Origin of the sequence: Halorubrum sp. SS7, assembly GCF_005435055.1 — an archaeon.
Lineage (GTDB): Archaea > Halobacteriota > Halobacteria > Halobacteriales > Haloferacaceae > Halorubrum > Halorubrum salinarum.
This window is the reverse complement of sequence record NZ_SGXV01000054.1, coordinates 1-2,707: the sequence shown is the minus strand read 5'-3', so window position 1 is coordinate 2,707 and position 2,707 is coordinate 1. Positions and strand designations below refer to the sequence as shown.

At 61.4% G+C, this 2,707-nt stretch carries 2 protein-coding genes; both read right to left on the bottom strand.

What is annotated here, in order from left to right:
- A partial coding sequence (locus EXE44_RS16300) for a surface glycoprotein (RefSeq protein ID WP_199241240.1) occupies positions 1-1,704 on the bottom strand: 1,704 nt, incomplete at its 3' end.
- A gap of 463 nt (positions 1,705-2,167) precedes the next feature.
- Positions 2,168-2,707, bottom strand: a 540-nt coding sequence (locus EXE44_RS16295) for a homing endonuclease associated repeat-containing protein (RefSeq protein WP_369333860.1), incomplete at its 5' end; no start/stop codon positions are given.

The window sequence follows — 2,707 nt, the reverse complement described above, 5'->3', positions numbered from 1 at the left end:
GTCGTCGTCGTTCGCCACGTCGACGAGGGCACCGCTACCAGCGCCGCCGGCGGCGTACGTGTTGAACAGCAGGTTAACTTCGCCGTCGCCACTGCCGTCCTCGACGGTGATGTTAGCCTGGTAGTTGGTGTCTTCGAGGTCGCCGACCACGACGGTACCGGTCGAGGTCTCGGTGAACTCGACAGTGATGTTCGCGATGTCACCCTGGGCAACGGTGGTGCTGCCTTCGGGGAGTGCGAGTTCGCCTTCACCGGCCTCACTGACCTGAACCTCGCCGGTCTGGGCCGTGATGTCGGTGGCGTCGTGCGTGACGACGACCGTGTAGTTACCTGTTTCCGAGGGTGCCTCGAAGCTGTCCGTGACCTGACCAGCACCGTCGAAGGTACCGGTCACGGTGTCGACGGGGCTGTCCTCGTCGACATCCGCGTCAGCCTCGAAGAGCTCCGCAGTGTAGGCGCCCTGCGGGTCGTTGGAGTTAGCGTCGAATTCGATGGTCTCGTCCGTCTGGACCTGCTCGTCGACGAGCTCGGCCTCAAGGCCGAGGTCCAGCAGCGTCACGTTGACGCGATCAGTCGAGGAACCATCGTCGAACCGGAACACGTACTCGCCGCCACCGAGGTTATCGGTGTCGTAATTGAATTCCGTACCAGGTGCGGTGCTGACCGTGTCGACACGGGTGCCCTGGTTGTTAGAGGCGTCTTGGTCGAACTCGAAGATGGCAATCTCCGTTGCCGAGCCAGCAGTGAACCCTTCAAGCCGGATAACCTCACCGGAGAAGGCTTCAGTGTCCGCGTCACCCTGACCGATGGTCGTTGAGGTTTCTTCGAGCGTCTTGAACTCGGACGTCTCTTCGTTGCTGAAGTCGTCCGTGAAGACGTGTTCGACACGGTTGTCGCTCGAGACATCGCTCGTGTTGAAATCGATGTCTAGGTTGAAGGTACCGTTGTGGGAGGTACCATCGGCAGAGGAGTCAGAGACGTTGAACGTGATCGTCTCGTCGTCCGCATTCAGGCTGACCTGATCGAGGGAGACACCAGTCGGGAGACTCGACGCGGTGATGTCCGTCGCCGCGTCGTCAATCTGGACGCCAGCAGCGAGCGCTTCGCTGATGTCGACCGTAACCTGGTTGTCTCCGTCGTTCGGGACACCGATGTCAACGGCCTGAGTCTGAGTGACCGGGCTGTCCTCTTCCGCGAGGTCAGCACCACTGGTCACGCTAACGTCCTGAACACCAGGCTCGACCGCGTCGAAGGTCGGCGACATGGTGGTAGACCCGTCGCCAACGGTGTACGAAACACCAGCAGCCGCCGAGAGGTCAGTCGTGTCGTGAGTGATGTCGACGGAGACGTTGGTGTTCGTGTCACTACCGTCAGTCGTCTGGACGACGACCGTGTTGTTGCTACTGAAGTAAGTAGCGTTGTCGATGGTGTCGTCACCAGGAGATGTCGCGCTGACACTCTGCGGAGCCGCACCAGCAGAGACAGCGGCACTCACGTCAATCGTAATCTTTGCGCCTGCAGTATCAGAGTCTACGGTTACTGTCTGCACCGTAGAGTCCTGTCCGATGGCCACGTCACCGGCAGAAGCCGACGTGACAGCGGCCGCGGCCGGCGCAGCGAAGCCGGCAGCGACCACGGACAGAACCATAACCGCCGCGAAGAAGACCGCGTTGGCCTTCTTGCGTGTGGTATTGTCGTTTGTCATTGTTGTGTTGTGTTCTGCGTCGCGACACCCTGCTTTGCCCCGATCTCGATCGCCCGTTTGTCGTCGTCCAACATCCCATCGAGGGCGCGGCCGGACTTGATCGGACTTACTCGCGTCGGCGTCGCATTTCACACCGTCTAGGTGTTCCGGGTAGGGCTGCGTCCGTAACAACTGGCGTCGAGTATAAATGCTTTGTGTGGTCTCCTGAAGTGTGTGAACGCCACACACACCACGTAGCGGGCGTCAGACGGTCGTTTTCAATGTTGAGAGTGTCGAACGGAGACAGCCGTTCTGGGGTGGTGTAGCCGGTTCCGTGTAGGTCCAACGACCGGAACATCTACATACTCGCTGTGGCGAACATAAAACAGGGTTCGGACCCTCTCAGGCGACTGGGTGCTGATTTTCAGGGTAGGGACCTGCCCAGTCGTCTGCGTTCCCGTTCCGACGAGTGTTCTGAGTACGGTCAGTCCTCCGTCTCGTCGAACGCCTTCGCAGTAGCCGCACTCCACGAGCCGAACCGCCGCTGGTACGTAGTACACCCGTACGCGCCGTGGTCGGTCATGTCGTTCATCGAGGGACGCTTCTCCAGGTCGTCACTGAGTCGATGGAGTTCGGCAAGTAGTTCCTCGTCTGTCGGCCCGCGATCCGCGTCGAAGCCCGCCGCGTCGAGCGCCTCGCGCCACGACCCGAACCGGTTTCGGTACTGCTTCTCGGTGTACTGGCCGGCGTCTCGGACGTCCAGTAGCGAGGGCACCTTGTCGCGCTCATCGTGAAGCCGGTGGAGGTCCGCGAGCAGCTCGTCATCGCTTGGCCGGTCAGGCTCGGTCTCGAGCCCGGCCGCTTCGAGGGCCTCACTCCACGAACCGAACCGCCGCTGATAGGTCGCGATCCCGTGATTCCCCGCCTCGACGACGTCGGTCGCAGTGGGCACGCGGCCGAGGTCCTCACGGAGGCGGTGGAGATCGGCGAGTAGCGCGTCATCTGATACCTGCTGGTGACGGCT